At 72.7% G+C, this 24279-nt stretch carries 25 protein-coding genes, 1 tRNA gene and 1 pseudogene; 15 read left to right on the plus strand and 12 right to left on the minus strand.

The features are described 5' to 3' along the window. Nucleotides 1-104: 104 nt before the first annotated feature. Nucleotides 105-815 (minus strand): ANTAR domain-containing protein, encoded by a 711-nt coding sequence (locus ACQZ2A_RS13460; RefSeq protein WP_430211887.1) that lies wholly within the window; start codon nucleotides 813-815, stop codon nucleotides 105-107. Further along, complete coding sequence (locus ACQZ2A_RS13465; RefSeq protein WP_430211890.1) at nucleotides 812-1543, minus strand: ANTAR domain-containing protein; 732 nt, start codon at nucleotides 1541-1543, stop codon at nucleotides 812-814. Before ACQZ2A_RS13465 ends, ACQZ2A_RS13460 begins: the two co-directional genes overlap by 4 nt. Before the next feature lie 302 nt (nucleotides 1544-1845). Between ACQZ2A_RS13465 and ACQZ2A_RS13470 the strand changes: the two genes are divergently transcribed. From ACQZ2A_RS13470 to ACQZ2A_RS13480, 3 genes and pseudogenes are all read left to right on the plus strand, one after another. Beyond that, nucleotides 1846-2070 (plus strand): sortase domain-containing protein, encoded by a 225-nt coding sequence (locus tag ACQZ2A_RS13470; protein ID WP_430211893.1) that lies wholly within the window; start codon nucleotides 1846-1848, stop codon nucleotides 2068-2070. 124 nt (nucleotides 2071-2194) lie between these two features. Further along, entirely contained in the window at nucleotides 2195-2743 is a 549-nt protein-coding gene (locus ACQZ2A_RS13475; protein ID WP_430211896.1) for a hypothetical protein, read from the plus strand. A 239-nt stretch (nucleotides 2744-2982) separates the two neighbouring features. Continuing rightward, a pseudogene (locus ACQZ2A_RS13480) lies at nucleotides 2983-3562 on the plus strand (SDR family oxidoreductase); the annotation flags it as partial. Here the strand turns inward: ACQZ2A_RS13480 and ACQZ2A_RS13485 are convergent. Next, entirely contained in the window at nucleotides 3492-4253 is a 762-nt protein-coding gene (locus ACQZ2A_RS13485) for a FadR/GntR family transcriptional regulator (protein WP_430211899.1), read from the minus strand. The pseudogene ACQZ2A_RS13480 and the gene ACQZ2A_RS13485 sit on opposite strands and share 71 nt — an antisense overlap. A 318-nt stretch (nucleotides 4254-4571) precedes the next feature. On the opposite strand from ACQZ2A_RS13485, the gene ACQZ2A_RS13490 reads away from it, so the two are divergent. From ACQZ2A_RS13490 to ACQZ2A_RS13500, 3 genes are all read left to right on the plus strand, one after another. Then, nucleotides 4572-5423, plus strand: a complete 852-nt coding sequence (locus tag ACQZ2A_RS13490) for a cyclase family protein (protein ID WP_430211902.1) — start codon at nucleotides 4572-4574, stop codon at nucleotides 5421-5423. 63 nt (nucleotides 5424-5486) lie between these two features. Next, on the plus strand, nucleotides 5487-7022 hold the full coding sequence (locus tag ACQZ2A_RS13495; RefSeq protein ID WP_430211905.1) for a cytosine permease: 1536 nt from the start codon (nucleotides 5487-5489) through the stop codon (nucleotides 7020-7022). Further along, a complete protein-coding gene (locus tag ACQZ2A_RS13500) occupies nucleotides 7019-8320 on the plus strand; it encodes an NAD(P)/FAD-dependent oxidoreductase (protein ID WP_430211908.1) in 1302 nt (433 codons plus the stop codon). Before ACQZ2A_RS13495 ends, ACQZ2A_RS13500 begins: the two co-directional genes overlap by 4 nt. Nucleotides 8321-8869: 549 nt before the next feature. Here the strand turns inward: ACQZ2A_RS13500 and ACQZ2A_RS13505 are convergent. Then, nucleotides 8870-8943: transfer RNA gene (locus tag ACQZ2A_RS13505), tRNA-Pro, on the minus strand. Between the two features lie 96 nt (nucleotides 8944-9039). Next, nucleotides 9040-9999: a metallophosphoesterase gene (locus ACQZ2A_RS13510; protein WP_430211911.1), complete on the minus strand. Its 960-nt coding sequence runs from the start codon at nucleotides 9997-9999 to the stop codon at nucleotides 9040-9042. A 238-nt stretch (nucleotides 10000-10237) separates the two neighbouring features. Between ACQZ2A_RS13510 and ACQZ2A_RS13515 the strand changes: the two genes are divergently transcribed. After that, nucleotides 10238-10702 (plus strand): GatB/YqeY domain-containing protein, encoded by a 465-nt coding sequence (locus ACQZ2A_RS13515; protein ID WP_430211913.1) that lies wholly within the window; start codon nucleotides 10238-10240, stop codon nucleotides 10700-10702. Nucleotides 10703-10772: 70 nt separating this feature from the next. On the opposite strand, the gene ACQZ2A_RS13520 is transcribed toward ACQZ2A_RS13515, so the two are convergent. Next, nucleotides 10773-13172 carry a transglycosylase domain-containing protein gene (locus ACQZ2A_RS13520; protein ID WP_430211916.1) on the minus strand — a complete coding sequence of 800 codons (2400 nt, stop codon included), beginning with the start codon at nucleotides 13170-13172 and terminating at the stop codon, nucleotides 10773-10775. Between the two features lie 242 nt (nucleotides 13173-13414). Here ACQZ2A_RS13520 and ACQZ2A_RS13525 point away from each other — a divergent pair, with 242 nt between their 5' ends. Further along, nucleotides 13415-13738 carry a WhiB family transcriptional regulator gene (locus ACQZ2A_RS13525; protein WP_430211918.1) on the plus strand — a complete coding sequence of 108 codons (324 nt, stop codon included), beginning with the start codon at nucleotides 13415-13417 and terminating at the stop codon, nucleotides 13736-13738. Nucleotides 13739-13957: 219 nt separating this feature from the next. On the opposite strand, the gene ACQZ2A_RS13530 is transcribed toward ACQZ2A_RS13525, so the two are convergent. The 3 genes from ACQZ2A_RS13530 to ACQZ2A_RS13540 are packed head-to-tail and all read right to left on the minus strand — an operon-like array spanning nucleotide 13958 to nucleotide 16978. Then, on the minus strand, nucleotides 13958-15142 hold the full coding sequence (locus ACQZ2A_RS13530; protein WP_430211920.1) for an ArsA family ATPase: 1185 nt from the start codon (nucleotides 15140-15142) through the stop codon (nucleotides 13958-13960). Continuing rightward, the gene (locus tag ACQZ2A_RS13535) at nucleotides 15142-16155 is read right to left on the minus strand and encodes an ArsA-related P-loop ATPase (protein ID WP_430211923.1); all 1014 of its coding nucleotides are present in this window, start codon (nucleotides 16153-16155) and stop codon (nucleotides 15142-15144) included. The genes ACQZ2A_RS13530 and ACQZ2A_RS13535 overlap by 1 nt, the downstream gene beginning before the upstream one ends. A gap of 55 nt (nucleotides 16156-16210) precedes the next feature. Next, nucleotides 16211-16978, minus strand: a complete 768-nt coding sequence (locus ACQZ2A_RS13540) for an alpha/beta hydrolase family protein (protein ID WP_430211926.1) — start codon at nucleotides 16976-16978, stop codon at nucleotides 16211-16213. Nucleotides 16979-17022: 44 nt separating this feature from the next. On the opposite strand from ACQZ2A_RS13540, the gene ACQZ2A_RS13545 reads away from it, so the two are divergent. Genes ACQZ2A_RS13545 through ACQZ2A_RS13555 form a run of 3 tightly spaced genes read left to right on the plus strand, consistent with a single transcriptional unit; the run spans nucleotide 17023 to nucleotide 18366 of the window. After that, on the plus strand, nucleotides 17023-17175 hold the full coding sequence (locus tag ACQZ2A_RS13545; protein ID WP_143598344.1) for a DUF4177 domain-containing protein: 153 nt from the start codon (nucleotides 17023-17025) through the stop codon (nucleotides 17173-17175). A gap of 2 nt (nucleotides 17176-17177) precedes the next feature. Beyond that, nucleotides 17178-17651, plus strand: a complete 474-nt coding sequence (locus ACQZ2A_RS13550) for a RidA family protein (protein WP_430211928.1) — start codon at nucleotides 17178-17180, stop codon at nucleotides 17649-17651. Nucleotides 17652-17679: 28 nt separating this feature from the next. Then, the gene (locus tag ACQZ2A_RS13555; RefSeq protein ID WP_430211931.1) at nucleotides 17680-18366 is read left to right on the plus strand and encodes an NUDIX hydrolase; all 687 of its coding nucleotides are present in this window, start codon (nucleotides 17680-17682) and stop codon (nucleotides 18364-18366) included. Between the two features lie 50 nt (nucleotides 18367-18416). Here the strand turns inward: ACQZ2A_RS13555 and ACQZ2A_RS13560 are convergent, their stop codons facing one another. After that, entirely contained in the window at nucleotides 18417-19328 is a 912-nt protein-coding gene (locus ACQZ2A_RS13560) for a type IV toxin-antitoxin system AbiEi family antitoxin domain-containing protein (RefSeq protein ID WP_430211934.1), read from the minus strand. 144 nt (nucleotides 19329-19472) lie between these two features. On the opposite strand from ACQZ2A_RS13560, the gene ACQZ2A_RS13565 reads away from it, so the two are divergent. Further along, nucleotides 19473-20294, plus strand: coding sequence for an MBL fold metallo-hydrolase (locus ACQZ2A_RS13565; protein ID WP_430211937.1), 822 nt, complete (start codon nucleotides 19473-19475; stop codon nucleotides 20292-20294). Between the two features lie 6 nt (nucleotides 20295-20300). Here ACQZ2A_RS13565 and ACQZ2A_RS13570 read toward each other — a convergent pair whose 3' ends face one another. Beyond that, nucleotides 20301-20978 carry a Crp/Fnr family transcriptional regulator gene (locus ACQZ2A_RS13570; RefSeq protein WP_430211939.1) on the minus strand — a complete coding sequence of 226 codons (678 nt, stop codon included), beginning with the start codon at nucleotides 20976-20978 and terminating at the stop codon, nucleotides 20301-20303. Between the two features lie 114 nt (nucleotides 20979-21092). Between ACQZ2A_RS13570 and nth the strand changes: the two genes are divergently transcribed. The 3 genes from nth to ACQZ2A_RS13585 all read left to right on the plus strand — a co-directional run bounded on the left by nth (nucleotide 21093) and on the right by ACQZ2A_RS13585 (nucleotide 23844). Further along, nucleotides 21093-21881, plus strand: a complete 789-nt coding sequence (gene nth / locus ACQZ2A_RS13575) for an endonuclease III (protein WP_430211942.1) — start codon at nucleotides 21093-21095, stop codon at nucleotides 21879-21881. 83 nt (nucleotides 21882-21964) lie between these two features. Continuing rightward, nucleotides 21965-22639: an NUDIX hydrolase gene (locus ACQZ2A_RS13580; protein WP_430211944.1), complete on the plus strand. Its 675-nt coding sequence runs from the start codon at nucleotides 21965-21967 to the stop codon at nucleotides 22637-22639. After that, nucleotides 22636-23844, plus strand: a complete 1209-nt coding sequence (locus tag ACQZ2A_RS13585; protein ID WP_430211947.1) for a MarP family serine protease — start codon at nucleotides 22636-22638, stop codon at nucleotides 23842-23844. The genes ACQZ2A_RS13580 and ACQZ2A_RS13585 overlap by 4 nt, the downstream gene beginning before the upstream one ends. A gap of 18 nt (nucleotides 23845-23862) precedes the next feature. On the opposite strand, the gene ACQZ2A_RS13590 is transcribed toward ACQZ2A_RS13585, so the two are convergent. Beyond that, nucleotides 23863-24252 (minus strand): phage holin family protein, encoded by a 390-nt coding sequence (locus ACQZ2A_RS13590; protein WP_430211950.1) that lies wholly within the window; start codon nucleotides 24250-24252, stop codon nucleotides 23863-23865. Nucleotides 24253-24279 lie beyond the last annotated feature (27 nt).

A 24279-nucleotide genomic window follows, 5' to 3' on the forward strand; every position in this document is an offset into this window, starting at 1 on the left:
GATCGGTGTCCGTGAGCAGGTGGTGGCAGGGCATCGGAAGGGGTCCGGGCGGCTGGTGCACTGAGTGGCCGCGGCGGACGGCCGTTCGACCGATCGGGTGACGGTCAGGTCAGGGTGCGACGCTCGGCGCGCTCGACGACGAGGCGCGCAGCCTCACCGACGGTGAGGCCCTCGCTCCGGCCGAGTTCGACGAGCGCGTCGTAGGCCGACTCGGGGTCGAGGGAACGCACGTATCCCAGCGCTCCCTTGGCCTGCTCGACCACCACCCGGTCCTCGAGCGCGTGAGCGACGGCACGGCCGAGGGCGTCGTCGGGCAGCGCGCCCTTGCTGAGGATGAGCAGCGTCGCGGCGTCGGCCAGGGCTCGGGTGTGCTCCGCGACGTCGGCCGGCTCGGCCGTCGCGTCAACCCAGAACAGGTTCAAGCCTCCGAAGGCCGTGTCACGCCAGGTGAGGGGAAGGGCGTGGACGACCTCGAAGCCGGCCTCGACGACCCGGCGGCCGGTCTGCGGCCAGCGTCCGATGAGGTCCTCGCGCCCACGTCCGACGACGGGCCGCCCCGTCTCGATCGCGTCGAGGCAGGGTCCCTCTTGCGCCTGGAGCTGGGCGAGCTCAAGGTCTGTGGCCCGGTGGGACGTGGCGACGAGCAGCTCGGCGGTGCCGCCCTCCATCCGCACGAGGATGCCTCCGGCCTGTGCCCCCACGGCGTCGACGGTCCGGGACAGGAGGGCGGCCAACGGGCCGATGGTGTCGTCGTGAGCGTCGACCATCGCCGCCGTCGACGACTGCAGGACCGCAGCCAGCGTCGTGTCGGTCATGTCGTGCCCTCCTCCAGCTCGTCGGAGAGGACGAGCCGTTGTTCGATGATGTCACGCGCGGTCTCTGCGAGGCTTGTCCCGCGGACGTAGGCGTGAGCCCTGATCAGGGCCAGGGCGTCGGCGGCCCGAACACCCAGCTGGGCCATGACGAAGCCCACACCTTGGTGCACGGAGGAGCGCCGAGCCCATGAGTTGACGACGGCGCCGCCCTCCTCCTGGGCTTGCTTGACGAGGGCGGCGCCGATCACGCCGGCCACGACTCGGGCGGTCAGCGGGTCCAGTCCTGTTGTGCGACCCCGCTCCCAGAGCGTCAGGACGCCGAGCGTGGTGCCGGCCACCGTCATCGGGACGGCGTGGACGATGACGGCGTGACCGTCGTCGACGCCGGTGAGGTCGAGCAAGGGCCATCCGAGCGGCCGCTGACCGCCCGGCTCCACCACGGCGTACCGGTAGTCGGCGGCCGAGTACGCGTCGGCGCTGGGGCCCTGTTGGACGACCTCCTGGCGGGCTTCGATCTCGTTCGCGGTCGCGTCGGTGCTCGACAGGGTCAGCCGCTCGGCGTCGGTGTAGGCAAGGGTGATCGCGCCGCCATCGCAGCCCAACAAGTCTGTTGCTGCCCGGCACAGGCGGTCGCTCAGGGGCGTACGACCGTGGCCGTCGGAGATGCTCCGGCCGAGCCGCCGCAGGATCCTGCCGAGGTCGTGGGCGCTCGACTCCTCACCGGTCACGGCGGGTCCTCGGCGTCCGTGGTCGCGGGCTCACCCGCAACGTCTACCCCGTGCCGCGAGCCGGACACCTCATCGTTCCCGGCGCGCCGTCAGGTGCTCATCGTGGCGCGTCTCGACACCGGGGGCGAGCGGGCCATGACGTGGCGCGCGAAAGGGCCGAAGCGCGGCTCAGCGGCTGCGTCGGTGGCGCTCGCGGGGCAACCGATCCGGGGCATCGGGGAGTGACCCGGTGTCGGTGACCTCGCTCGCCACGTCGCGCAGCTTGGCGTTGAGGGCCATGCTCACGTCGCGCAGCAGCCCGGTTGCGCGAGCTCCGGCCGGGTGACGACGTCGAGGTCGAACGCAATGACGGCACCGTCCTCACCTTCACCGTCCGTCGGCTCGAGAGCTTCGCCAAAGACGACTTCCCGACCGCGCGCGTCTACGGCCCCGCCCCCGGCCCGGTGCTGCGTCTCATCACCTGCAGCGGCGACATCGACCCCGTGAGCGGGCACTACCTCGACAACACCGTCGTCTTTGCCTCCTGAGCGCTCACCCGGGCCACCGGGGGTACGGTGGAGATGACCGTGCAGGTGCGCCGCAACGTGCTGACGTGACATGACCTGGAGGCGCGCGGACATCCCACAGGCATGCGTCGAGGAGGGCATCAGGGTGCACGATGTCGACGACTACCCGGTGCTGCTGTTGCGGTCCGAGGAAGCTCGAGGCTCTGGCTTCGTCTGGGTTCGAGCAGCCGGCGACGGTCTCGGCGTGGTGACCAGCGTGCCGACCCCCGACTCCCCGCTACGGTTCGGCGACCTCGTCGGGCACCGCCAGGAACGGGTGGAGGTACTGCGCAGGCATGGCGTCGTGGTTAGTGGCCGACAGCAGACCGTCCGGGTGGAGCGGTCCGGGATCGCGACGTGGGGAGTGACGGTTCTCGGCGCGTCGGAGACCGACCTGGACCACCTCGGTGACCTGGCCCTAGCCCGAGGGTTGGGGGCCGACGTCTGGGACGAGAGCGGGGCGATGAGTGACGCCCACGCCCCGACGCCCGGGGCGCGGATTCCGGCTGGACGTCCAACCCAGGCCGGCGTGACGCTGGGCTTGGCGGGTTCTCGGCAGGACGTGGAAGCGTTGATGTCCGACTTCGCGCACGATCGTCGCTACATCAGCTGCCTCGACCTGCAGGAGGTCCTGACGGAGGCCGACGAGGTTTAGGCCTTCAAGCTGACCGGCGGCGTGCTCGCGGCCGTCGCTTGCAGGCCTGCGCGGGGGACCAGGACGAGACATGCAGCGACGCTGAGATGGCACGGGCATGGCACGCGAAGGTCACTGTGCCGTCGCCTGTCGGCATATCCGCAGGTCAGCGCGGGTGAGGCGCGATCCGGGCGGTGACTTGTAAGTGGGCGGTGGGCGCACCGGGTTAGCCACGGTGTCTCGATGATTGACCCCCAACTGCCGGTCTCTCGTTGTCGAAACCGCTGCTGCAGACGACGGCCGAGGACCGGGATGTGGCACGACGTGATGGCAAAGGGCTTCTAGCTCGTCCAGCGCCGCAAACAGGGTGCTGGTCGAGCAGGGGATGGGTGGCGATGTCGTCTATGTGTCGTCGAAAGAACTCGGTTTTCGCCGGGCCGAACAACATCGCATATGCCGCGACCAAGGCCGACCAGGCCCACCAGGTACGCCTCCTGGCGGCAGAGCTGAGAGAGTACGGCGGCAAGGTGAAGGCATCAACCTCGACGGGCTGGTGCAGGGCTCCGGCATCTTCGCCGGCGAGGGGCGCCGAGCGGTCCAAGGTGTACGGGGTGGAGGAGGCCAAGCTCGGGCGGTTCGACGCCCAGCGGACCATCCTCAAGCGGGAGGTGCTTGCCCGAGCACTGCGCGAACGCGGTATTCCACTTCGTCGGACCCGACCTGACCGACACCCCCTGCGCGGCAAGGACGTCACGAAGACCCGGTGACCTCACCCACCGACGCCGCGTCCGAGAAAGGTTGGGGGCCGCCGGGCCCGCAGCCGTCCGCCGGCCGCCGTGAATGTGTCCTCGAGGAGGCTGAGGTGCTCGTCCATGACGATCTCGATGGTGTCGTGGTCTCCCTCGACGATCGCCGCAAGAGTCCGTCGGTGGACGTCGAGGGACTGCTCGGGGTCGTAGGACTCGGTCATCGAGATATCCCGCAGGATCCGCAGCTCACGCTGGAGCAACCGGGTGTGCGCGAGGATGGAGGAGTTGTGGGTGGCCCGGCCCAAGAGGAAGTGGAAGCGGGCGTCGGCGTCGTTGAACCGGACGCGGTCCTCAGCCAGGTCGGCCTGCCGGTCGATCGAGGCGGCGAGGTCGTCGACGTCCCGGTCGGTCATGTAGAGGGCGGCGAGCTGCGCCACCCGCGGTTCGATGACCCGCCGTGCCTCGAGGGTCGAGGCCATCTCGTCGAAGGCGGCCGGGCGGCCGACGCCGAAGAGGTCGGGCGGGATCACGTCGCTGACGACCTGGGTTCCCTTGGCCGGGCTGTCGCCGGCGAGTAGGAGGCCGGCCTCCGAGAGGCGTTGCAGCGCCTGGCGGATGGTGGGGCGGCTGAGCTGGGTCTGGGCGGCGATGGCCCGCTCGGGCGGAAGGCGGTCGCCGGGAACGAGATCCCCGGCGTGGATCATCTCGGCGATCTGGGCGATCACGTCCTCGGCGGCGCGGCGCGTCTTGACCGGGTGGAAGACGGTGCGCTGGTCGGACATGCGCCCAGCCTATTGGTCATCGATGCTCCGGTGCCGTTGACCTAGGTGAAGAGGAGCAGCCAATCTTGGTAAGAACTCTTGACCATGAACGCCGACGTCGCTACGTTCGTCCCACCGCGATTCGCGCGAGCCCCAGGAGCGTCCGTGTGCACAGTCCTCCCCACCGGTCCCGACCACACCCTGCCGCCGGCGTCGAGCGAGCCGACCGACCCCGGACCGGACCCGGAACTGGTGCCGACCGCGCTCTTCGCCGGAGACGGTGTGCGGGTCTCCGAGAGTCCATGGGGTCCGGATGACCATGTAGGGCGGATTAACTGGATGACGGACGCGTCGCGCGCGGAGCTCATCGGACGGATGGACGCGCGCGCGATGTTTGACCTCTCGGTGGAGCACTTCGTGGGGATGCCGACGTGGACGGCCGCCGGCGACCCCTCGTTCCAGATGTACGCGACCCACACCCCGGGCGGCTCGCCGGTTGACAACCTCTCGGGTGCGGGGCAGAACGTGCATGCCAAGTACAGCTACTTCGGGGACTCCATCTCGATGTACACGCACTCCGGAACCCACATGGACCTCCTCAACCACCTCGGCTTCTATGGACTGTTCTGGAACGGGTGGACCCCGGCAAAGAACCTCGGGAGCCGGTGCTGGACGGTCGGCGGGCCGGAGCACTACCCCCCGGTCGTCGCGCGTGCGGTGCTGCTTGACATCGCCGCCGTTCACGCCGTGCAGTGCCTCCCCGACGGCTACGCCATCACCCCGGCCGACCTCGTCGCCGCCCAGCGGCACCACGGGGCGCAGCTGCGGCGCGGCGACATCGCCCTCATCCGGACCGGGAGGATGTCGCGCTGGCCGGATGCCTCCGGCTACATGGAAAACTCCCCGGGCATCGGGCTGGCGGCTGCCAGGTACCTTGCCGAGGAGGTCGGGGTCATGTGCGTGGGAGCCGACACGATCGGTGTCGAGGTCATCCCCCACGAGGAGCCGGACACCTTCCTGCCCGTGCACTGCTACTTCTACGCCACCGCGGGAGTGCAGATCATCGAGAACGTCTGGCTCGAGGAGGTCGCCGCCGCCGGCCAGCGCACGTTCGCCTTCCTCGCCTTCCCCCTGAAGATCCGCGGGTCCTCCGCCGGACTGATACGACCGGTGGCCTGCCCGCTGCCCTGACCCCCGCTGCACCCCACGCGTCCGACCCGGTCGCGTGACCTGCCGTGCCCGAAGGAGACCGACATGACCGAGGACGTCCAATCACCCCGCACCGCCCCACCGACGTCGGCGCCGTCCGATGCCCTGATCACGACCGAGGGGCTGCAGCACGACTACACCTCTGCCGAGAACGGCATCGTCCCTCTCGCCGAGCGCAAGCCGCTGTTCCACTTCGCGGCGCTGTGGCTCACGCTCGAGTCGGGTTTCACCTACATCGTGCCCGGCATCGCCCTGCACTCGGCCGGCTTCTCGCTGCTGGCCACGGTCGGCATGCTCCTGCTCGGGATGGCCCTCTATTTGGCCTACGGCATGGCCGCTGCCCACCTCGGAGCCCGGACCGGTCAGACCGTTGCTCTGCTGTCGCGCTCCGTGCTGGGCTCGGTCGGGTCGGGGGTGGTCTCCGTCGTCCTGATCTTCACCCAGACCGGGTGGGCGGGCTTCCAGGCCTACTTCACGATCACCCTCCTCGACGGGCTGTTCGGGTGGGACCTCGGCGCCACGACCACGATGGCCTGGGCCTGCGTGGCCGCCGTCCTCATGGTCGTCAACAACGTCGTCGGTTTCCAGGGCATCGCCGTCTTCGCGCGCCGCATCGTCACCCCGATCCTCCTGGCTTGGACCGTGTACCTCGTGCTCAAGGGCATCGTGACCGACGGAGGCCAGCTGACCGGGACCCCTCCCGAGGTGGCCCCGCTCGCGGTGGGCCCCGCCATCGCGCTGATCATCGGCACCGCTATCTGGGGCGCCGAGGCGGACATCTGGCGCTACTCACCCCCGCGCCCTCGCGTCTACCTCGTCTCCTACGGCTTCGCGTTCCTCGCCGGGGTCACAGTCTCGGGCATCGGCGGGTGGATCGCCGCCGAACTCGTCACCCGGGAGAACCCCGAGGCCTCCACCGCGCTCGGCGACCTGCTGCCCTGGATGACCGACTACTCCCTCTTCGGCCTGAGCATCCTCATGGCCGTCATCGTCGTCGTCGTCCAGGTTTCCCTCAACGACGGCAACTACTACGAGTCCATCAACGCCATCCAGAACCTGCTCTCCCACGTGCGCGGCTGGTCGCGCTACTACGCCTGCGCCCTCGTCGCCGTGCTGGGCGTCCTCGCCACGCTCTACATCAACAGCGGCTCGAACCTCGACGGCTTCGCCAAGATCGCCACGCTCGGCGCGATCGGCTCACCCTGCGCCACCATCATCATGGCGACGGACCACTTCGTCCTCCCCAGACTGCTCGGGATCTCCCGGCCGCTCGTCACCGTTCCTACCTGGACCCAGTCCGCGCGGATCAACCTCCCCGGGCTACTCGCCCTCGTCCTCGCAGTGTCCTACGGAGTCGTCACCACGGGCGTCTTCAACTCCTTCACCCAGCCCTCGTGGTACTGGGCGGACGTCGGCATCGCAGCCCTCGAGACGTGGGTCCTGGCCGCCCTCCTGTACGTCCTCGGTGCGCTCCTGTCCCAGCGAGGCGGACGCGACCGCACGCAGACGCTGCTCGGCTTTCCGGCCTTCTCCCGCGGCGTGGAGCACCCGGCGCGTCCCGTCGACGTCGTTGAGCCGTGACGAACCCGGCCCTCCCGGGGCCCGCGGTGGTCGTCGGGGCCGGCGTGGTCGGGTGCTCGATCGCCCTCAGTCTGAGCCGGCAGGGCTACGCCGTCACCGTGGTGGACCGCGGCCCGCAGCCCGGGTCGGCCACGACGAGCTCGTCCTCGGCCGTGGTCCGCTTCCACTACACCCACCGGACGGCGGTCGCCCTGGCCCTGGAGTCGGCCTTAATGTGGAAGGACTGGTCGGGCGTCGTCGGGCCCGTCGGCGACCTCGCCAGGTTCTACGAGGTCGGAGCCCTCGTCTACGACTCGCCCCTCCTGCGCCTCGACACTCTCGAGCGGCTCTTCGACGAGGTCGGCGTCGTCTGGCAGCGGTGGGACCCGCAGGCTTCCCGCGCCGCGGTCCCGGCGCTCGATCCCGGACACTTCGGACCTCCGGTGCCCGTCGACACCGACGAGTTCTTCGCCGACGCCGACGGGGAGTTGGCGTGCCTGTTCACCCCCCAGGGCGGCTTCATCGACGACCCGCAGCTGGCCACCGCCAACCTGGCGGACGCCGCCCGGGCCGCAGGGGCGGGCTTCGTCTTCCGCGACTCCGTGGTCGCGGTCCCGGGAACGGGGCCGGTGGAGTGCGTGGAGCTCGAGTCGGGACGGTCGCTGCCTGCGGAGGTCGTGGTCAACGCCGCGGGACCGTGGAGCGCCCGGATGTGCGAGATCGCCGGCGTCCTCGACGAGATCACGGTTCCTACGCGCCCGCTGCGCCAGGAGGTCCACGTCATCGAGGCGCCCGACGGGTTCGCAGTGGGCCACGGTGGGGTCTGCGTTACCGACGCAGACCTCGGAACCTACTTCCGCCCCCACCCCGGCGGGACCCTCCTGGTCGGCGGTCTGGAGCCGGCCTGCGACCCCCTCGAGTGGATCGAGGACCTCGAGGACTACCCCACGACCGTGACCCGAATCGGCTACGAACGCAACGTGCACCGCATGGCTCGGCGCCTCCCGGACGCCGCGGTGCCGCCCCGACCGGTCGGGCTGGCCTCCGCCTACGACGTCACCCCCGACTGGGTCCCCGTCTACGACAAGACCTCACGAGCGGGGTTCTTCCTCGCCATCGGCACGAGCGGGAATCAGTTCAAGAACGCCCCGATGATCGGGGCCGTGATCGCTGCCTTGGTCGACGCCGAGCGCAACGGGCGCGACCACGACGTCGATCCGGTGCGGCTGGCTCTTCCTCGGCTCGGGCTCGACGTGGACCTCGGCTATTACTCGCGACGCCGGACCCCGCACGCCGGGACCGGATCAGTCGTGGGCTGATTTCGATGAGCAGGAGAGCCCGGGCGACGGGCCAGATCTGCCACTCGTACGCAGTTCGGCCGAACCGTCCGAAGCCGAGCTGGGCGTCCTGCTCGACACTCCCGCGTTTAGCGAGAGTACGGGTGCACGCGCCGGGGGCACGTCGTCGTGTTCCTTTGAGGACGAACGCCCGACCTCACCGTCTCGGTCGCCATCGCCGTCGTCGAGATTGGGACCGTCCCCGCCGCGTCAGTGTCCGGACGTGGACACGAACTGCGCGGCAATGGCTCGGGATGCCGTCACGCATCGTCAGGAGGGCCCCAGCCGACGTTTTAGGGTTGAGAAGGAGCAGGTCTGGGTTGGATGAATGCGTATCGGGACAACTCGCACGACGTCCACGCCGCCGGGAGGCGCCGCGTGGACGTCGGGCAACTGGCTGCGGGCGGGGCCCTCCGCGAGCGCGTCTACGGCCCCGGCGTCGCGACGCGTTATGCCCCAGTTCTGCCCGCGGTCGAGAAATGCCAAGGGCTCTGACCGCATGTCCGCTGGTCAGAGCCCTTGCCACTGCTGTCGGGGTGACAGGATTTGAACCTGCGGCCTCGTCGTCCCGAACGACGCGCGCTACCAAGCTGCGCCACACCCCGTGGCATGTCGCCGAGGCCGGAGGCCGCAGCGACACCCGAGGATAGCCGACCGGCCCCGGCCTCCCGAAATCGGTCCGTCGAACGCCTCGCAGCGCCTCAGGCGGGGCCGTCGTGGTCCTGCGCGACGAGAGTCAGCAGCGTCGCCTCCGGGCGGCAGGCGAAGCGCGCCGGCGCGTAGGGCGAGGTGCCGAGGCCGGCCGACACGTGCAGCCAGGCAGCGTCGCGCGGCGCGTCGGACCCCACCGCGCCGCCCGCGCCGGGCCACCAGCGCGAGACCCCCTTGGCGCGCCCGGTGTCGAGGTCGCAGTTCGTGACGAGCGCGCCGTACAGGGGCACTGCCAGCTGCCCGCCGTGCGTGTGCCCGGCGAGCACCAGCCCGGCGCCGTCGGCCACCATCGCGTCGAGGATGCGCTGGTAGGGCGCGTGCACGAGGCCCATCGTCAGGGCCACGTCGTCGCGGGCGGGGCCGGCGACCTCGTGGTAGCGGTCGAAGTCGACGTGCGGGTCGTCGACGCCGACCAGCTCGACCCGCTGCCCACCCATCTCGACCACGGTCCGGGCGTTGTCGAGGTCCGCCCAGCCGCCCGCGCGCAGCCCCTCGACGAGCTCGCCGACCGGCAGGTGGCCCCGGCTGCGGGGCGCCTTCGCGTAGCCGGGCGTCAGGTAGCGCGCCGGGTTCTTCGGCACCGGTGCGAAGTAGTCGTTCGAGCCGAGGACGAACGCGCCGGGCACCTCGAGCAGCGGCTCCATCGCCCGCAGCAGCGGCCCGACGGCCTCGACGTGGGCGAGGTTGTCGCCGGAGTTGACGACGAAGTCGGGGCGCAGACCGGCGAGCGAGCGGACCCACTCGATCTTCTTGTCCTGCCCGGGCGTCAGGTGCAGGTCGGACACCTGGAGGATGCGCACCGGCGCCGACCCGGCCGGGAGCACCGGCACGGCGAAGCGGCGCAGGGTGAACCAGGTCCGCTCGACGAGGGCCGCGTACGCGACGGCGGCGGCGCCGGCGCCCACGAGGCCACCGACGGTGCGCAGGGCGGTACGGGCGAGCGGGTCCATCCGGCCATCCTCGCAAACGCGGTGCGCTCCCGAGGAATCCCGGGTGCCCGGTCAGCGGCGTTCCGACGGGCGGACGACACGAACCGGCGACCGGGCCGGGACCTGCGCACGGACTCCGGCCTCGTGGCCCCTGCGTGTCGTCGGTCGGACCGAGGGCGCCCGACCGGGCCGGAGCCACCAGGGCGCTCCCGAAGAATCCCGGGTGCCCGGCCCGCGGGCCGGGTGCGAGACTGGCGCCATGAACGACTCCGGTCTCAAGGCCCGCCTCCAGAGCGACCTGCACGACGCGATGCGGGCCCGCGACAAGGTGCGCTCCTCCACGCTGCGGATGGCGCTGACCTCCGTGACGACCGCCGAGGTCGCCGGCGACGAGGCCCGCGAGCTCGGCGACGACGAGGTGCTCAAGGTCCTCGCCAAGGAGGCCAAGAAGCGCAAGGAGGCGGCCGCCGCCTTCCGCGACGCGCAGCGCCCCGAGCTCGCCGAGTCCGAGGAGGCCGAGCTGGCCGTCCTCGAGGCCTACCTGCCGGCCCAGCTCGGCGACGACGAGCTGCGCGCCATCGTCGAGCGGGCGCTCGCGTCCACCGGCGCCACCGGCCCGGCCGACATGGGCCGGGTCATGAAGGCCGCCCAGGGCGAGGTCGCCGGGCGCGCCGACGGCGGCCGGGTCGCGGCCGTCGTCAAAGCCGCGCTGACCACCCGCTGAGCCACCGCCCGCCCACGCACGACGAAGGGCCCCGTCCACCACGGACGGGGCCCTTCGTCGTGCGCGGTGCTCAGCCGCGCGGTGGTGGCGTGGTGCCACCCTTGCCCTTGCCGCCGCGACCCCTGGTCGGGGGCTGCGTGGTCTGGGGCTTGGGCTGGGCGACCGCCTGCCCGGAGGAGATGTAGAGCGTCACCGTCTGGCCGGGCAGGGCCGAGCCGGAGGGTGAGGTGCCCCCGACCGTGCCCTGCGGGGCGTTGCTCGCGATGCTCGGGCCGACCTGGCTCGAGAAGCCGGCGTCCTTGAGCATCTGGGCGGCCTCGCCGGGGCTCCGGCCGAAGACGTTCGGCAGGTCCTGGAGGTTGCCGCGCTGGGCCTTCTGGCTGGGGGCCGGGAACTGCTCGACGGGCATGCCCTCGGACATCTTCTTCATCGCGCTCGCCCACACGGGGGCCGAGACGGTGCCACCGAAGACGTCACCGAAGCAGCCGTAGGAGCCGAAGCACTTGCCGTTGAGCGAGTAAAGCTTGCGGTTCTTGTCGGTGACGATGACGTTGCCGATCCACACCGCGGTGGCGAGCTGCCGGGTGTACCCGACGAACCACGCCTGGTTGTGCTTCTCGGTGGTGCCCGTCTTGCCGGCCGCGGGGCGGGTGTCGACGTTCCAGTTGTTGTCGGCGGTGCCGCCCGGCCGCAGGGTCCCCTTGAGGAGGAAGGTCGCCGCGTTGGCGGTGTCCTTGCTGATGACCTGCTTGCAGGACATCTTGGGGATCTTGATCTCCTTGCGGTCCGGCGTCGTGATCGACACGATCGGGCTCGGCTCGCAGTACTTGCCGTCGGCGGCGAGGGTGGCGTAGGCGCTCGCGAGGTCGAGCGGCGTGGTCGTGCCGGAGCCGAGGGTGGCGTTGGAGATCGTGCGGGCGAAGTCCTTGCCGTCGGCCTGGTGGACACCCATCTTCTTCATCGTGTCCAGGACGTTGCACGACCCGACCTCGATGGTCAGCTGGGCGGCCCAGGTGTTGATCGACTTCGAGATGCCCTCGGCGAGGGTCATCTGCCGACCGCCGATGGCATAGTCGTTGCCGACCTTCCACGGCTCGTTCGAGCCGCACTCGGCGCCGACGACCTTCGGGCCCTGGAAGACGTGGTCCTGCTTGTTGCTGGCGAACGGCACGTTGATGGTGGAGTTCATCGGCATGCCCTGCTCGAGGGCGGTCACGAGCCCGAACATCTTGGCGGTCGAGCCGAACTGGTACCCGAAGGGGCCGCCGCCGTAGACCTGGTCGACGTTCCAGTTGGTCTGGTTCTTCTCGAAGTTCGCCGCCTGGCCCATCGCGAGGACCTTGCCGGTGCCGGGCTCGACGACGGTCATCGCGCCGCCGAGGTTGCTCTTGTTGCCGATCGGCACGGCCTTGGTGATCTCGGCCTGCGCGATCTTCTGCAGCCGCGGGTCGAGCGTGGTGCGGATGGTCAGGCCGCCCTGGTTGATCCGCTTGAGCCGCTCCTCCGGCGTCTTGCCGAGCACCGCCATCTGCGGTGACTTCTGGAGGTAGGCCATGACGTACGCGCAGAAGTACGGCTGGGACGAGCGGTGGCAGACGCCCTTGACCGGCGTCTTCTTGATCATCTTCTTGACCGGCAGCTTCTTGGCGGCGGCGACGTCCTTGGCCGAGGCCATCCCCAGCTGCTCCATGCGGGTGAGGACGATGTCGCGGCGGGCCTGGGCCTGCTTGGGGTTGATGATCGGGTTGTACGCGGTGGGCTGCTGGACGATGCCGGCGAGCAGTGCCGACTGCGCCAGGTTCAGCTTGCTGGCGTGGACGCCGAAGTAGTTGAGGGCGGCCGCCTCGACGCCGTAGGCCTGGTCGCCGTAGTAGACGAGGTTGAGGTAGCCAGTGAGGATCTGGTCCTTGGTGAAGTTCTCCTCGACGTTGATCGCGTACTTGAGCTCCTGCACCTTGCGGGCGTAGCTCTTGCGCGTCGCGGCCGCGGCGGCCTCCTTGTCGCCGGCGCGCAGCGCCTGCTCCTGCAGGGTGATCTTCACGTACTGCTGGGTGAGGGTCGAGGCGCCCTGCGGGTCGCCGCCCTGGAGGTTGGAGACGAGCGCGCGCGTGAAGCCGCGCGGGTCGAGGCCGCCGTGCTCGTAGAACCGCGCGTCCTCGATGGCGATCTGCGCGTTCCGCATGTTCTTCGAGATCTTGTTCAGCGGCATGATGATGCGGTTCTCGTCGTACGGGTTCGCGATCACCTTGTTGCTGGCGTCGACGATCTTCGACTGCTGGGCCAGCGGCGAGATGGTGAACTCGCTCGGCAGGTCGTTGAAGAAGTCGACCCCGCTCTTGGCCGCCTGGCCGCTCGCCCCGATGGCCGGGACCGCGATCCCGGCGACGAGCAGACCGGCAACCGTGCTCAGGACCACGAATCCGAGGAGGAGCCTGAGCACGGCGGGGATGTTCTGGGCGCGACCGTCCATGCCCGACAGGGTAACCCCGGGACCTGACGATGCCGCTCTCCGCGCGTGGCGGCGGACACGCGGGCGTGCGTGGTGCACCTGCGGATCCCGCTCATCGGCCGTTCGACCCCGGGGTCGTCCGTTCGGCCACCCGCCCGACCCGCTCGGACGATAGCCGCTGGTCACGCCTGTTGCCTACGGTTTCCGTACGTCCTCACCCGAGCCGGGGCCGGGGACATCCAGAGAAGCGGAACGAGGTGGACATGAGCATCTCCCCAGCGGAGCAGAGCACCGACGGGCAGTGGGTCACGGAGTGGGCGCCCCTCGGGCGCTGCGCCGGCAGCGACCCGGATGCGCTCTTCGTCCAGGGCAAGGCGCAGCGCGCCGCGAAGGTCGTGTGCAAGGGGTGCCCGGTCGTCGCCGAGTGCCTCGCCGACGCGCTCGACAACCGCACGGAGTTCGGTGTCTGGGGAGGGATGACCGAACGAGAGCGGCGTGCACTGCTGCGCCGACGCCCTGACGTGCGGTCGTGGACGGCTCTGCTGTCGACGGCCAAGGCCCGTGGCGCCGAGGGCGCCATCGCCTGACCCCCCGATCTCCCCGGAGGGGCCGACCACCCCCTGCACCGCGCGCGGCACCCCTGCAGCCACGCTCGGACCCGGTCGGCCCCACCGGGGGTCTCACCAGGAAGGCCCGGACCACACGGTCCGGGCCTTCGTGCGTGCGCATTGGGCGCGGGCTACACCGCAGTACTGGTCGTGATCGCAGCACCTACTGCGCCGTAGCCCGGGTCGTGGGTCGCGACGTCAGCCGGTGGCGAGCGCGGCGCCGACGGCGCGCAGGCCCTCGAGGTCGTGGACGTCGGTGGCGGCGGCGGGGACGGTCGAGACCGCGACGCCGGGGTGGGCGGCGACGAACCGCTTCACGTGTCCCTCGTGCCGGGTCGCGGCCTCGGCGAGCGAGGCGTGCAGGCGCAGCAGGGCGGGCGTGAGCGCCGGGCCGGGTGCGGTGGTGTCGGCGTCGTCGGCGCGGTCCTCGAGCTGCTCGGCGGCGGCGGAGGCCCGCGACCCGCTGAGCCCCGGGGCCGCGAGGGTCTGCATCCGGTTGACGACGACGCCGGCGAGCGGCATCCCCTCGGCCTCGAGGCGCTCGACGAAGTAGGTGGCCTCGCGCAACGCGTCCCGCTCGGGGGCGGCGACGACGACGAAGGCGGTCGACGGCTCCTTGAGCAGGGCGTAGGTGACGTCGGCGCGCTCGCGGAAGCCGCCGAACATCGTGTCCAGCGCCGCCACGAAGGTCTGGACGTCGGTGAGGAACTGGCCGCCGAGCACCTTCGAGAGGGTGGCCGCGGCGATGTTCGCGCCGACCGAGAAGACCTTGAGGTAGGCCCGCCCGCCGGCCTTCGCGGGGGCCATGAGGAGGCGGATGAACCGGCCGTCGAGGAAGGAACCGAGCCGCTTCGGGGCGTCGAGGAAGTCCAGCGCCGAGCGCGAGGGCGGGGTGTCGACGACGACAAGGTCCCACGTGCCGTCGCGGTCGGCCTCGGCGCGCAGCTGGCCGAGCTTCTCCATCGCCATGTACTCCTGCGTGCCCGCGAACGAGCTGGAGACCGCTTGGTAGAAGGGGTTCTCGAGGACCTGGGCGGCCTTCTCGGGGGTGGAGTGGGCGAGCACGACCTCGTCGAAGGTCCGCTTCATGTCGAGCATCATCGCGTCGAGCGAGCCGCCGTCCGCCCCGACGTCGACCACCGGCCGTGGGGTGTTGTCGAGCTCGGTGAGCCCCAGGCTCTGCGCGAGGCGGCGGGCGGGGTCGATGGTGAGGACGACGACCTTGCGGCCGGCCTCGGCGGCGCGCACCCCGAGGGCCGCGGCGGTCGTCGTCTTGCCGACGCCACCGGATCCGCAGCAGACGACGATGCGCGTCCCCGGGTCGGCGAGCAGGGCGTCGACGTCGACCGCGGCGGGGGCGGTGGCGGGGGAGCGGCCGGGCATCAGGCCACACCCTGGGCGGCGAGCTCGTCGGCGAGCACGGCGACCCCGCCGTCGTCGGTGCCGGAGGCCAGCGCGGGGAGGCGGACGGTGGCCAGGCCGAGCGCCTCGACCTCCGCGGCGAGGTCGCGCTCGAGGGCGATGCGCGCCGCGTGGTCGCGCCCCTCGGCGAGGAGGCCCCCCACCGTGCGGGCGCCCGAGCGCACCCCGACGGCCGCGAGGTCGGCGCGCACCCGCTCCTCGACCTCGTCGCCGTCCTCGTCGAGCCGGCCGAGCAGGTCGGCGGGGACGAGCGGCTCGCGCACCTGGTTGACGACGACGGCGCCCATCCCGAAGCCACCGGCCGTCAGCTCGGCGACGGCGTCGGCGCTCTCCTGCACCGGCATCTCCTCGAGGAGGGTGACGACGTGCACGACGCTGCGGCGGTCGCGGAGCATCCGGGTGATCGACTCGGCCTGCGAGTGGATGGGGCCCATCCGGGCCAGGCCGGCGACCTGCTCGTTGACGCCGAGGAAGCGGGCGACGCGGCCGGTCGGCGGGGCGTCGAGGACGACGGCGTCCCAGGCGAGCGAGCCCTGGCCGCGCTTGCTGCCGGTCGTGCGGCCGACCGCCTCGTAGACCTTGCCGGTGAGCAGGACGTCGCGGACGCCGGGCGCGATGGTGGTCGCGAAGTCGACGACGCCCATCCGCTCGAGCGCCCCGCCCGCGCGGCCGAGCTTGTAGAACGTCTGCAGGTACTCCAGGAGCGCGGCCTTGGCGTCCACCGAGAGCCCCCACAGCTCGCCGCCGGAGGGGTCCTGGACGAGGCGCACCTCGTCGGTGCCGAGCGGCGGCACCCCGAAGGTCTGGCTGATGCCCTGCCGGTTCTCGACCTCGACGAGGAGGACGCGCCGGCCGGTGCGGGCCAGGGCGAGCCCGAGCGCGCCGGCGACCGTCGTCTTGCCGGTGCCGCCCTTGCCGGTGACGACGTGGAGGCGGACGCCATCGAGGACGCGGGCGAGGGGTGGGGCCGCCATGTCGTCAGCCTAGGTGGCGGGCCGGTGCCGGCTCGGCGTCGGGGTCAGTGCGGGGTCAGTGCAGGGTCAGCTCCTCGACCTCGGCGAGGACCAGGAGGTAGGCCGGGTGCTCGGGGTCGATGAGGTCGAAGTGGTCGGCGCCGCGGGCCAGGGCCGTGCTCGCCGGCTCGTCGGGGTCGCGGGTGGCCAGCCACGCCTCGGCGACCGACGGCGGGACGACGTCGTCGCGCTCGCCGGCGACCTGGACCACGGGGGCGCCGAGCCGCTGCCGGCCGGGGTCCGCGGCGGCCCAGGCGTCGGGCACCTCCTCGGGCGAGCCGCCGAGGAAGTCCCGGGCGGCGTCGTCGCCGAGGTGCTGGCGGTCGGCCTCGGCGAGGTCGGCGACGGGGCCGAGCCCGACCGCGCCGCGCAGCCCGGGGACACGGTCCCCGCAGGCGAGCCAGGTGACGAGGTGCCCGCCGGCGGAGTGCCCGACGAGGACGAGGGGGTCGGGCAGGTCGGTGTCGGCGCGGGCGGCATCGAGGGTCGCGAGCAGCGCGTCGGCGGTGCCGGGCCAGCCGCCGCCCGGCATCCCCGTGCGCGGGTACTCGAGGTTGGCGACGTGGAACCCGTCGCGCGCGAGCGCCTCGGCGAGCGGGGCGAGGCTGCTGCGGTCGTAGCGCGGACGCCAGAACCCGCCGTGCACCAGGGCGACGGTGACGCCGCGGGCGCGGTGCGGGTCGGGCTCGTAGACGTCGTACACGTCGGTCTGCTCCGGCCCGGTGACCTCCGTGCGGTCGGGCTGGCGGGCGCTGCGGGTCATGACCTCGGGCTCGTCGCTCATTGCGGCCACCGTAGCCCCGGCGGGCCGCCGGTAGGGTGGCGCGCATGCAGAAGTGGGAGTACGCGACCGTGCCGCTCATCGTCCACGCGACGAAGCAGATCCTCGACCAGTGGGGCGAGGACGGCTGGGAGCTCGTCCAGGTCCTCGTGATGCCCGAGGGCAACCTCGTCGCCTACCTCAAGCGCGCGAAGGGCTGAGGATGGGCGCCGTCGAGGACCGCCTCGCCGAGCTCGGGCTGACGCTGCCGGAGGTCGTGCCTCCCCTGGCCGCGTACGTGCCCGCCGTGCTCGACGGCTCGCGCGTCTACGTCTCCGGGCAGGTGCCGATGGTCGAGGGCGTGCTCGCGGCGACGGGCCAGGTCGGCGAGCTGGTCGGGCTGGTGACGCCGGACCGCGCCCGCGAGCTGGCCGAGATCTGCGCGCTCAACGCGATCGCGGCGGTGAAGTCCGTCGTCGACGACCTCGACCGCGTCGAGCGGGTCGTCAAGGTCGTCGGCTTCGTCGCGTCCGACCCGTCCTTCACCGGGCAGCCGGGTGTGATCAACGGCGCCAGCGAGCTGTTCGGGAAGGTGTTCGGGGACAAGGGTGTCCACGCCCGCTCGGCGGTGGGGGTCGCGGCGCTGCCGCTCGGCGCCCCCGTCGAGGTCGAGGTGATCGTCCACGTCCGCGACTGACGGCGGCGCCGGCGGCCCCGTGCTCAGGGTGCCGCTGCGCGACGGCGGGCTGCGTGAGCGCGCCGAGGCCTGGTTCGCGGCCGGGCGTCCCGAGGCAGTTCAGCCCCGGCCGGCGGCCACCGTGATGCTGGTGCGGGACACCGCACCCGGGCCCGAGGTCTACGTCCAGCGGCGGGTCGCGACGATGGCCTTCGCGCCGTCGATGGTCGTCTTCCCCGGTGGGCGGGTGGACGCGGCGGACCATCTGCTCGACGTCGCCACGCCGGGGCTGGCCGACCTCGCCGCGCACCTCGGCGTGTCGGTGGCCGACGCCGCGCCGTTCGCGGCCGCGGCGGTGCGCGAGGTCGAGGAGGAGTGCGGGGTGCGGGTGGCCGTTGCCGACCTGCGCGGGCGCGGGCACTGGGTGACACCGGCCTTCGAGCCGCGCCGCTACGACACCTGGATCCTCGCCGCCGGGATGCCGGCCGACCAGGAGGCGCGGGAGACCAGCGGCGAGTCCGACGGCGGGGGATGGGCCCGGGCCTCGGTGCTTCTGGAGCGCGCCGAGCGGGGTGAGGTGCGGATGATGCCGCCGCAGGTGTGGGCGCTCGAGGCGCTGGACGGGTTCGACTCCGCGGCTGCCTTCCTCGCCGACCGGCCCCGTATCGCCCGGGTGACGCCGGTGCTCGAGCAGGCCCCCGACGGCACCCCGGTCCTCGTCACCGCCCTCCCCTGAGCGGCCGCTGCGACAGGCAGAGCCGCCCCACGGGCCTGTCCCAGGCGCAGTCACGCCGCTTCTGCCGGTCCCTGCGCTCGCAGCGGCGGCGACGACACCGGTCGTCCGGCGCGGACGTCCGCCCACGACCGCAGCGTCCAGCAGGTCCACTCCTGCTCGAACATCACGTCCTCGTAGACATACCGGAGCGATGACCACGCGTGGACGGCGAGCTCGGTGTGTCGTCGGCAGTCCTTGCGCAGCCCGCGACGGGTGCCGTGCGTCTCGAAGCCGTCGGCCTCGACCGCCAGCCGGAGCTCCTCACTGCCCAGGTCGACCACGGCGAACAGGCCCGGCTCGGCGATGACCAGCTGGGGCGTCAGCACGAGCCCGACCTCGAGGGCCAGCGCCCTCAGCACGGACTCGAAGGGGTTGGCGGCGCGCCCGTCGGCGTGGCGGGCCACACGACGCGCGGCGGTGGCGCCGGGACCACGCGTCGACCCTGCGGCCTCGCGCAGCTCCCCGAGGGACACGGCCCCTGCGCGCACGGCGGAGTCCGCCACGGCGAGGGCCTCGTCGAAGGGCAGCACGCGAGCGCAGTCGAGGACGGTTCGGACCGGGGCGGTGACCCCGGCGGCCAGCTCGGCCTCTGTGAGGTCGTGCCAGTGGGGGCGGATGCCTTCCCGATCCGCCGGCCGCAGCCGGCGCTTGCGGCGGACGGTCACCCACGCGCAGTCCGGGACGGTCTTGACCTTCCAGCCGTGCGCCAGCGCCGCCGAGAGGTGCGACAGGGTCGCCGTGCGAGCTGCCGCGAGGGCCCGATGCTCGTCGACCTCGGGCAGCGAGTAGCGACCGCGGGCCGTGCGCACCACGGACCCCGACGCGCAGGCGCGCCGCAGCGCCCTCGCGGAGTGCGCCCCACGGAGCTCGGTCCAGGTGGCGCAGCCGCCGAGCCGGCGCAGGGTCTCGGCCACCGAGGTCATCGCTCCAGCATGACCGGGCCGGCGTCGGTCCTTGGCTCGTCATCCACAGGCGGGTCGACCGACAGGCAGAAGGCGCTCGCCGGGGTCCCGGAAGGCCTCGCGGGTCTCTTCTGCCTGTCCGTGCGACCGGCCTAGAGTGGCCGGATGAGCGCCTCGCCGCCGCCGTCCGCGCGCGACCCCTGGGCCGGCGGACCCGTCACCGAGCGGGCGCACTGCGTGCTCGCCCCGAACCCCGGCCCGATGACCCTCGACGGCACCAACACCTGGGTCCTCCTCGAGCCGGGTGCCGCCGAGGCGGTCGTCATCGACCCCGGACCGCTCGACGAGCAGCACCTGCGGGCCGTGCTCGCCCACGTCGAGGAGCGTGGAGCCCGCGTGGGCCTCACCGTCCTCACCCACGGCCACCACGACCACGCCGAGGGCGCCCCCCGCTTCGCCGAGCTGACCGGTGCCCCCACGCGCGCGGTCGGCACCGGCCACGACGACCTGGGCGACGGCGACCGCGTGACCACCGGCGGCCTGGACCTGCGGGTCGTCGCGACCCCCGGCCACACGAGCGACTCGATCTCCTTCGCCCTCCCCGCCGACCACGCCCTGCTGACCGGCGACACCGTCCTCGGCCGCGGCACCACCGTCGTCGCCCACCCCGACGGCGAGCTCGGCGCCTACCTGCACTCTCTCGAGCGCATCGCCACGCTCACCGGCGGCGGCGACGTGACGCGCATCCTCCCCGGCCACGGGCCCGTCGTCCCCGATGCGAGCGCAATGGTCGCCTTCTACCGGACCCACCGCGCCGAGCGGCTCGAGCAGGTGCGCCAGGCCCTCGCCGACGGCGCGGTGCAGGAGGCGGACCCCGTCGAGGGCGTGCTGACGCGGGTCTACGCGGAGGTGCCGCAGGAGGTGTGGCCGGCGGCCAGGATGTCGATCCGCGCCCAGCTCGACCACCTCGGGGTGGCCTGGGGCTGACGGGGGTCAGCGGGCGCGGCGGCGCAGGCGCTCGATGTCCATGAGGAGGACCGCGCGGGCCTCGAGGCGCAGCCAGCCGCGCGAGGCGAAGTCGGCGAGCGCCTTGTTGACCGTCTCGCGGGAGGCGCCGACCAGCTGGGCGAGCTCCTCCTGGGTGAGGTCGTGGGCCACCATCACGCCCTCGTCGACCGGCCTGCCGAAGCGCTTGGCGAGGTCGAGCAGGGCCTTGGCGACGCGGCCGGGCACGTCGGTGAACACGAGGTCGGCGAGCACGTCGTTGGTGCGGCGCAGCCGGCGGGCCAGCGCGCTGAGCAGCGTGAGCGCCACGCCGGGCCGCTGGTGCAGCACGTCGCGCAGCTGGTCCTGGCCCATCGAGACGAGCTGGGTCTCGGCGACGGCGGTGGCGGTGGCCGTGCGGGGCCCGGGGTCGAAGAGCGAGAGCTCGCCGAACATCTCGCCGGGTCCGAGGATGGCCAGCAGGTTCTCGCGGCCGTCGGTGCTGGTGCGGCCGAGCTTGATCTTGCCCTCGGCGATGACGTAGAGCCGGTCGCCCTGGTCGCCCTCGTGGAACAGGACGTCGCCACGCTCGAGGCGGGAGGCGCTCATCGTCGAGATGAGGGTCTCGGCCGCCTGGTCGTCCAGGGGCGAGAACAGCGGGGCTTTCCGCACGACGTCGTGGTCCACGACGCACAGTGTGCCAGAACGGGCAGGTCACGCCGGGTGGTGCGGCGCGCCACCGGACCGCCCCGCGCGGTGTGGTCCCGAAGGGGTGTCGGGACCGGACCGTAGGCTGTCGCCGTGCCCGTCCGCCCCTCGCCCGCCGTCCGTCGCGCGGCCACCGGCGAGGAGTCGCCCGTCGCCCGCACCCGTCGCGCCCGCCGCATCTCGCGGGCCCTCCACGAGCGCTACCCGTACGCCCACTGCGAGCTCGACTTCGAGACCCCGCTCCAGCTGCTCGTCGCCACGGTGCTCTCGGCCCAGACCACCGACGTCATGGTCAACACCGTCACCCCCACCCTCTTCTCGCGCTGGGCCACGGCGGAGGCGCTCGCGGCCGCCGACCGCGAGGAGATGGAGGCCGTCCTCAAGCCCACCGGCTTCTTCCGGGCCAAGACGAACTCGGTCATCACCCTCGCCCAGGCGATCGTGGAGCGGTACGACGGCGAGGTGCCCGGCCGGCTCGAGGACCTCGTGACCCTGCCCGGCGTCGGCCGCAAGACCGCCAACGTCGTCCTCGGCAACGCCTTCGGCGTCCCGGGGCTGACCGTCGACACGCACTTCGGACGGCTGGTCCGCCGGTGGGGGCTGACGCAGCAGACCGATCCCGTCAAGGTCGAGGCCGACATCGCCGCCCTCATCCCGAAGGCCGACTGGACGATGTTCAGCCACGTCGTGGTCTTCCACGGCCGGCGCACCTGCTTCGCTCGCAAGCCGGCCTGCGGCGCCTGCCCGCTCACCCGCTGGTGCCCGGCGTACGGCGAGGGCGAGACCGACCCCGAGAAGGCCGCGAAGCTCCTGAAGTTCGAGCTGGCCCCCGGTGCCCCGCTCCCGGACCCGCCGCCGGGCCCCCTCCCCGACGACGCCTGAGCGGCCGACCCCGCCTCCGGCCGTCCGGACGGCGTCCTCGCGGTCCCCAGCCGCCACCCAGACCGCGTGCCTACGATGACGCCATGACCCCGGCCCCCGAGTGGCTGACCCGGCTCGCCGCTCGTGCGGACCTCGGTGAGCACCCCTGGTTCGTCGAGCACCCGGCGCCCGACACCGGCGTCCGGCACTCGGCCGTCCTCGTGCTCTTCGGCGCCGGGGCCGACGGCGCCCTCGACGTCCTGCTCACCGAGCGCGCGCACACGCTGCGCTCGCACCCCGGGCAGGTGTCCTTCCCCGGCGGCCGGCTCGACCCCGAGGACGACGGCCCGGTCGACGCCGCCCTGCGCGAGGCGCAGGAGGAGGTCGGCCTCGAGCCGGCCGGTGTCGAGGTGCTGGCCACCTGGCCGGCCCTCCACCTCGCCCCGAGCAGCAGCGCCGTGACCCCGGTCATCGGCTGGTGGCGCGAGCCGGTGCCGGTCGGCGTCGTCGACCGCGCCGAGGTCGCCCGCGTGGCCCGCGTCCCGCTCACCGACCTCCTCGACCCCGGCCGGCGGTTCACCGCCGTCTTCGGCCCCTACCGCGGGCCCGGCTTCGAGGTGCAGGGGCTCTTCGTCTGGGGCTTCACCGCGATGCTCCTCGACGCCGTCCTCGACCTCGCCGGGCTCACCGAGCCGTGGGACACCGGCGTCGAGCGCGAGCTGCCCGAGCGGGTCATGTCGCCGTGGATGCGCGAGCGCGGCGCCGAGGACTCCGCGTGACGGGCTCGACCGTCCTCGACGTCGTCCTCGCGCTCGTCCTGCTCGCCTACACCTGGAGCGGCTGGCGCCAGGGCCTCGTCGGCGCGGTCCTCGGGCTCGCCGGGCTCGTCGCCGGCGCCTTCCTCGGCGTGCGGTTCGCGCCCGACCTCCTCGAGCAGCACGCCGGCCTCGACCTCGCGACCCCGCTCGGCACGCTCGTGGTCCTCGCCGTCGTCCTCGTCCTCGCGACCCTCGGGCAGTGGCTGATGCTCCTCGTCGCCTCGCGGGTGCGGCGGGTCATCAGCACCAACGGTCTCGCCCTCGCCGACAACGCGCTCGGGGCCGTGGCGGTGCTCGTCGCCTCGACGCTCGTGGTCTGGGTCGTCGCCGGGGCGCTGCGCACGAGCGGCCCGCAGCCGCTGCGGCGGGCCGTGGCGCAGTCGACGGTCGTGCAGGCGGTCGACTCCGTCGTGCCGCCCTCGGCGGGCCGGCTCGTCGACGAGGTCACCCGCGCGCTGGACCGCGGTGGCTTCCCCCGCGTCTTCGAGGGCCTCGGCCCCGAGCCGATCAGCGCCGTCCTCGCGCCCGACCAGGCCCTGCTCCGCGACCCCGAGGTCTCCTCGGCCCTGGCGTCGGTCATCCACGTGCGCGCCGACGCCCCGCGCTGCGGCCAGACCCAGGTCGGCAGCGGATGGGTCGCCGCGCGCGGCCTCGTCGTCACCAACGCCCACGTCGTGGCCGGCTCGCGCAGCATCCGGTTGAGCGTCAAGGGAACCGGCCCCGAGGTGCGGGCGCGGGTCGTGGCCTTCGACCCCGACCGCGACGTCGCCGTGCTCTCGGCGCCCGGGCTCCGGGCCCCGGTCCTGCCCCGCGGTGCCGAGCTGGAGCGGGGTGACGGCGCGGTCGTGGCCGGGTTCCCGGGCGACGCCGGGCTGTACGTCGGCGCCGCCCGCGTACGCGCCGTCCTGCAGGCCCGGGGTGCCGACATCTACGGCGACCCGGGCGTCACCCGCGAGACGTACTCGCTGCGCGCCACGGTGCGCAAGGGTGCCTCGGGCGGGCCGGTGCTCGACCCGGCCGGCGACGTCGTGGGGATGGTCTTCGCCACCTCGCTCGACGACCCACAGACCGGCTACGCGATGACCCTCGGCGTGCTCTCGCCGGTGCTCAGCGGCGCGTCGGTCGACGGCACGACGGTCTCCTCCGGGCGCTGCGTCCGCGAGTGAGGACGGCGGCGGCCGCGCTCAGCCCTCGCGCTTGAGGGCCGCGATGGTCTCCTTGCCCTGCTCGATCGCCCGCTCGGGCGCCGGCTTGGCCTTCTGCATCGCGCTCTTCCCGAGCAGGGCCAGCACGCCCGCGAGGACGAGCAGCAGCACCGTGACGACGAGGTAGCCCGCCCAGACCGGCAGCCAGATCGCGACGACGTTGGCGAGGGTGTGGAAGAGGAAGATCAGGCCGAGCAGACCGAGGAAGGCGGCGCCGGCGAACATCCCGGCGCCCTTCCCGATGACCTTGGCGCCCTGGGCGACCTCGGCCTTGGCGAGCGCGATCTCGCCGCGCACGATGCCCTGCAGGTCGTGCGTGGCATCGGCCACGAGCTGACCGATCGTGCGCTCGTTGCTCTCGGGTGCCATCGCCCTCGCCTCACTCGTCGTCGTCCC

Source organism: Phycicoccus avicenniae (assembly GCF_050496545.1).
In the GTDB taxonomy this organism is placed as follows: Bacteria; Actinomycetota; Actinomycetes; order Actinomycetales; family Dermatophilaceae; genus Phycicoccus; species Phycicoccus avicenniae_A.